Source organism: Ruegeria sp. BHSB064 (genome assembly GCF_059613205.1).
Genome location: NZ_JBXWSB010000193.1, coordinates 1 through 5,589 on the forward strand (window position 1 = coordinate 1; position 5,589 = coordinate 5,589).

General features: G+C 55.9%; 5 protein-coding genes. 4 read left to right on the plus strand and 1 reads right to left on the minus strand.

Annotated features, from left to right (window positions below):
• Nucleotides 1-137: 137 nt before the first annotated feature.
• Nucleotides 138-821 (minus strand): sugar transferase, encoded by a 684-nt coding sequence (locus AC2FNU_RS23720; RefSeq protein ID WP_496793616.1) that lies wholly within the window; start codon nucleotides 819-821, stop codon nucleotides 138-140.
• A gap of 609 nt (nucleotides 822-1,430) precedes the next feature.
• On the opposite strand from AC2FNU_RS23720, the gene AC2FNU_RS23725 reads away from it, so the two are divergent.
• The 4 genes from AC2FNU_RS23725 to AC2FNU_RS23740 all read left to right on the plus strand — a co-directional run.
• Nucleotides 1,431-2,348 (plus strand): ExeA family protein, encoded by a 918-nt coding sequence (locus AC2FNU_RS23725; protein ID WP_496793619.1) that lies wholly within the window; start codon nucleotides 1,431-1,433, stop codon nucleotides 2,346-2,348.
• 1 nt (nucleotide 2,349) lies between these two features.
• Complete coding sequence (locus AC2FNU_RS23730) at nucleotides 2,350-3,891, plus strand: GumC family protein (RefSeq protein WP_496793620.1); 1,542 nt, start codon at nucleotides 2,350-2,352, stop codon at nucleotides 3,889-3,891.
• A gap of 31 nt (nucleotides 3,892-3,922) precedes the next feature.
• Complete coding sequence (locus tag AC2FNU_RS23735) at nucleotides 3,923-4,747, plus strand: CpsD/CapB family tyrosine-protein kinase (protein WP_496793624.1); 825 nt, start codon at nucleotides 3,923-3,925, stop codon at nucleotides 4,745-4,747.
• A partial coding sequence (locus tag AC2FNU_RS23740) for a glycosyltransferase family 2 protein (RefSeq protein ID WP_496793627.1) occupies nucleotides 4,728-5,589 on the plus strand: 862 nt, incomplete at its 3' end. The genes AC2FNU_RS23735 and AC2FNU_RS23740, both read left to right, overlap by 20 nt.

Below are 5,589 nucleotides of genomic sequence, written 5' to 3' on the forward strand. Positions count from 1 at the left end.
GTGGCGGAGAGCAGGAGGACCGCCAGCGTTTTGCCAAAAGGGGTGTTGGTCGATGTCATTGTTGTGTCTCCCGCACAGCCTGAAGTGGGCCAGACAGCGCCTGCCCGGGTCCATCCTGGCGCCATGCTACGGCGATGTCAGCAGCCGGTGCAGCGCAATACGACCGTAACGGTCCGGGCCAGAATGGACAGATCGGTGCCAAAGGACATGGTTTTCCAGTATTCGGAATCGTGATGGGCCCGCTCGGCGAAAGTTGACTGATTGCGCTTGGAGACCTGCCACAGACCCGAAATGCCGGGGCGCATGGAGTAGTAGAGCTTGCTTGGGTACAGCTCTTTTTGGGATTCCATCATGGGGCGGGGGCCGACAACGGACATTTCGCCGACAAGGACATTCCAGAATTGCGGCAACTCATCCATGGAGGACTTCCGCAGGAACGGGCCCAGCTTGGTGATCCGCGGGTCATCACGCAGCTTCTGGTTGAGGTCCCATTCGGCCCGCGCTTCGGGGTTCTCGGCAAGGTGCTTTTCCAGAACAGCCTCGGCGTCGTGAACCATGGTGCGCAGTTTTAGCAGGTTGAAGCTCTTGCCGTTCCGACCGACGCGTTTCTGGCGATAAAACGGGGTGACACCCTGACACAGCAGCAGGATGGCAAGCATCAGAACCAGCGGAACAACGAAGGGTGCCGACAGCAGCACGAAAGCAACATCGAAGATGCGTTTTCCGCCATTTCTGTAAAACCCCGACCTGCGCGCGGCGACAGGCATAACCGGAGCACTAGGGTAGCCAGGGTTGGCCACCTCTTTCGAATGAATTGTCACTATATAACCCCCCGGCACACACAAACACCCAAAACACCACCTACTCAACTCAGGAACTAGCTATGCTCAACCTCAACTTATGTATAAAAAATGTTATACATTTATATCAATTTAGCTCTGCCGATACCAACAACGCTTGGCAGACTTCCACGGCACAATTCTTAACAAATTCCGAACCACATGCCAAACAATAATCATGTGACAGAACCCTGGCTGACCACCAGAACCGCTTTTTTAAAGGGGCGATTTGGGGGCTTTGTTCTTCTTGCTTTGGTCTGAGGACCCAAAAGTTGTGTCAAATGCGGCCACAATGATGAAATTTACGTTAATTTGATCCCAAAGAAGGTGTTAATGAGAGGGCGTCCGCCCGCATGGGCCTTAGGCACGTAGCGCCCGGATTGGCGCTATTTTAAGCAGTTTTTGAAGAAGGTTTCCGGAAACAATCACCCTGATGAGCATTGATTGAATTTGCCTGTAAGGCCATTTAACGCATGTAACTGTTAGGGGTGGGACATGTCTTGATTTTATGGCACGCTCGTCACTAAGTACTTTTGGTTCATGTGATATGTTAGTGTCTGTAAGGGTTTTCTGGTGGTTCAGAGTGTTAAGTTGGATGATTTCCGAGAAACCAGAACCGGGTGTGACAAAGCGGAAGGCGACCGTGCGACCATGGTTCCCAAAGACGGATTCTACCTAGATTTCTTTGGACTGGACCGGCGCCCTTTCACGCTGCTGCCGGACCCCGGGTTCATGTATTGGTCGCCGCTGCACAAGCGCGGCTATTCGGTGTTGCAGTTCGGAATCATGAGCTGTGCCCCCATCACTGTCCTGACTGGTGAGATCGGGGCCGGGAAGACTACCCTTGTGCAGCACTTGCTGAGCGAGATGGAAGACTCGATCACGGTAGGGTTGATCTCGAACGCGCAGGGCGGGCGGGGCGAATTGCTGCAATGGGTGTTGCACGCCCTTGGGTTGCCGATCGAGAATGACGCCAGCTATGTTCAGCTGTTCCGGGCGCTTCAGGATTTTCTGGTCGCGGAATATGCCGAAGGCCGCCGCGTGGTGCTGATCTTTGACGAGGCGCAGAATCTGACGGTCGAGGGATTGGAAGAAATCCGTATGCTGACCAATATCAACGCCAACACGGATGAGCTGATCCAGCTGGTTCTGGTCGGGCAGCCCGAGCTGCGTGACCTGGTTCTGGATCCCAAGATGCGCCAGTTGACGCAACGGGTCGCGGCAAGCTTTCATTTGGAACGCATGGATGAAGAGTCGGTGGACCATTACATCAGGCACAGGATGAAGATTGCCGGTGGGTCGGGTGAAGAGTTCACGGAAGCCGCCTGTCAGCAGATCTTTCAGCAAACCAGGGGGGTGCCGCGGCTTGTAAACCAGTTCTGCGACTTTGCGCTGCTTTATGCCTGGACCAATGAAACCAAGGATATCGACGAAAATATCGTCAGCCAGGTCGTTCAGGATGGTGTATTTTTTGGTGGAAACTCGCTTGAGAAGGAGCTGACAGTCTGAAATGGGCCCCGTTCGCTATTACTTTTCCATTTTCCTGAGACGGTTTCCGTATTTTCTGATCGTTGCTCTGATTGTGTCTGTGGCGTCGATCATCATCGCCAGAGCTTTGCCTCCAACATATGAATCCCAGATGCGGCTGATTGTTGAATCCCCGCAGATTCCAGGCAATTTGGCGGCCAGTACCGTGAACACATCTGCGGCTGAACAGCTGCAAATTGTGGAGCAGCGTCTGCTGACACGCCCGGTTCTTTTGGACATTGCGCGCAATTTTGAGGTTCTGCCTGATCAGCAAGAGGCAACGCCCGACCAGATCGTCGATGCCCTGCGCCGGAATACACATATCCACATCAGCACTGGCCGCAATCAGGCCAGCTTGATGACCATCGTCTTTGAGGCACGTTCAGGCGCGATCGCGGCCGGGGTACTGAACGAATACCTGACCGAAATCCAGAAGCTGGATGTCTCGTACCGTAAGGGGCGGGCGTCCGATACACTGGAATTTTTTGAACAGGAGGTCGAGCGGCTGAGCGATGAGCTGGACAAGCGCAGCGCCCGGATCCTGAAATTCCAGAATGAAAATTCGGATGCGCTTCCCAGCAGCCTGCAGTTCCGCATGGCCCAGCAAGGCACGTTGCAGACCAATCTGGAACAGACCGACCAGCAGATATTTGCGCTCAAAGGTCAGCGCGAGAAACTGCTGAGCATCTACAGTTCGACCGGACAGATTGTCGGTGTGGGGCAGCAAGCGCAGACCCAGGCCCAACAACAATTGGCGCAACTGCGCAACCAGCTGGACAATCAGCTTGTGCTCTATTCCGAAAACAATCCGCAGATCAAACTGCTGCGCGCCCGGATTGCCCGCTTAGAAGAGGTTGTGGCGGCTGAGCAGGCCGCTGGCAGTGTGCCTGCCGATACGCAGACGGGGAACTCGGCGCTCGATATTCAGCTGGCGCAGCTGGATTCGCAGATTGCCGCCGAGGAAGATAAACGCGCCGTGATCGAAGACCGCCTTACAGATTTGACCCTGACGATCGACCAAACCCCGGCCAATGCAATTACGCTGGCCGAGTTGCAGCGCGATCACGATAATATCCAGACTCAGTACAACAACGCTGTGACACGCCTTGCCTCGGCATCAACGGGCGAACGGATCGAAGTAACCTCTCAGGGACAGCGGATTTCGGTGATCGAATATCCGGTGGTCCCAAGCGGTCCGACCAAACCCAACCGCCTGATGATCGCAGGGGGCGGAACGGTCTTTGGCATCGGGCTGGGGCTTGGGCTGATCCTATTGCTTGAGCTGTTGAACCGTTCGGTGAGACGGCCCGAAGATCTGATCAATAAACTTGAGGTGTGGCCGATTGCGACCATCCCTTACATGCGTTCGCGCAAAGAGGTGATCATTTACCGCCTGGCCTGGATCGCGGTGATCCTGGCTATCATGGTTGGTGTTCCGGCGGCGGTGTGGGCTGTCCACACGTATTATCTGCCCCTTGATCTGATCGCCGAACGTGTGATGGATAAATTGGAGGTTCGCTGGTGATGTCTGTTCTGTATATCCTGAGGAGGGTGTGATGGACCGTCTTCAGCAGGCGATTCAAAAGGCCCGTGAAGAACGGGAAAACCGGCAGGTTCCGCCGCAGCAAGCACCGGAAGAGTTTCAGGTTGAGCCCGAGGAAAGCGGTGTCGACGCCTGGGCAGCTGTGCCCGAGATCAAGATCAAGCCGCGCCTCATTTCCAGAAACCGCCTGGTCTCTTATGGGGGCGGTCAGGCAGCGGGATCTTATGACATGCTGCGCACCAAAATGTTGCAGCAGATCCTGTCAAATGGCTGGCGTCGGGTGGCGCTGACCTCTCCGTACAGCGGTTGCGGCAAAAGCACGGCGGCTGCCAACCTTGCTTTCAGCCTTGGGCGGCAGGCAGACCTGAAAACGATTGTGGTTGATCTGGACCTGCGGCGCAGAGGGCTGGCCGAGATCCTGCAGCAGACCGGCGAACACAGTATGGCGGATGTTTTGCAGGGATCCGTGGCGTTCCGGGATCATGGGCGCCGCCATGGCAGCAACGTGATTTTCGGGTTGAACTACGCCCAGACCCGCAATCCGGCCGAAATTCTGCAGAGCCGGCGCGCCATCGAAATTCTGGAAGAGATCGAGGCGGAATTCAAACCAGACATCATTCTGTTCGATACGCCCCCCTTGATGGTGAGCGATGACAGCCACGGGTTCCTCAAGAATGTCGATTGCGCGTTGCTGCTGGCGGCAGCTGAAGAAACAAGCATCGATCATATCGATGTCGCAGAACGGCAACTGGCCGAACTGACGCAGGTTATGGGGATCGTCCTGAACAAATGCCGCTATATCAGCGGAGCTTTCGGCAATGACCAAGGTTACTACTGAAACACACCCGGCTGACGCGGTCATCATCCCGCATTATAACGACATTCCCAGGCTGGAACGCTGTCTGAGCGCCTTGATGGACAATGATATTTCCAACACGGAAATCATTGTTGTCGACAATGCCTCTCCGGTGTCTCTGGATCAGATAAGCCGCGCCTTTCCCAAGGTGCGGTTTGTGGTGGAAACCCAAAAGGGCGCGGCCCATGCCCGCAATCGCGGCGTTGCCGAAACCACAGCCCCGCGGTTGTTCTTCATCGATGCTGATTGCGTTCCCGCCTCTGATTGGCTGACAGTTGGGCGCAGGATTGCGGACAGGGCTGACCTGATCGGGGGTCGCGTTGATGTCTTTGACGAAACCCCGGCACCCCGCAGCGGTGCCGAAGCGTTCGAGGCGGTCTTTGCCTTCAATTTCCGCAGATACATCGAAGTCCAGGGCTTTTCAGGCGCAGGCAACCTGCTGACCCGGCGTGACGTGTTCGACGCAATCGGCGGGTTTCTTAACGGTGTGTCCGAGGACCGGGAATGGACCATGCGTGCTGTGTCCCGTGGCTATAGCCTGATCTATGAAGACGATTTTCGGGTCAGTCATCCATCACGCCAGGATTGGCCTGCGCTCAAGGCCAAATGGCGTCGGACCACGCAGGAAGCGTATCAACTGAACGGAACCGATCTGTCCGCGCGGTTGCGGTGGGCGTTGCGTGGTTTGGCCATGCCTGCAAGTGCGGTTGTGCATACGCCCAAAGTGCTGGCCAGCAAAAAGCTGGGCTCGGTGGGTGAAACCATGCGGGCGGTTGCGACCCTGATCCGGCTCAGATGCACACGCATGGTCTGGATGCTGCTCC